The sequence below is a fragment of the Chromohalobacter sp. HP20-39 genome (assembly GCF_033052815.1).
Classification (GTDB): Bacteria; Pseudomonadota; Gammaproteobacteria; order Pseudomonadales; family Halomonadaceae; genus Chromohalobacter.
In genome coordinates this window covers 1-299 of the sequence record NZ_JAWHTP010000481.1, presented here as the reverse complement: position 1 = coordinate 299, position 299 = coordinate 1, and the positions used below count along the sequence as shown (strand labels likewise).

General features: G+C 64.9%; 1 protein-coding gene. It reads right to left on the bottom strand.

What is annotated here, in order from left to right; all coding sequences use genetic code 11:
• Positions 1 to 144 precede the first annotated feature (144 nt).
• A partial coding sequence (locus RVY79_RS18885; protein ID WP_317466091.1) for a Tn3 family transposase occupies positions 145 to 299 on the bottom strand: 155 nt, incomplete at its 5' end.

The following is a 299-nucleotide window of genomic DNA, read 5'->3' as shown; positions in this document are numbered from 1 at the left end:
CGAAGCGGCGGCCGCCACCGCGCGCGCTGAGTCCCTGGCAACCGTCAACCTGGGGCTTGAAGCCGAAGTGAAGACGCTGCGTAGCCAGCTCGAGGACCAGCAGGCCCGGTTGGGGTCGCCTCAGAAAACGGAAAATAAAGCACGCTAAGCCGGTTGCAGCGGTCGTAGCGGCCTGAACTTGCCCGCGCCGATCTTGGCGCTGCTGCGCCAGAGGTAATCGCCGGTGAGGTTGATGTGCTCCCAACCGAGCGGCGACAGGTACTGCAACAGCGCGTCATCAACGGCATGGCCGTTGCCAC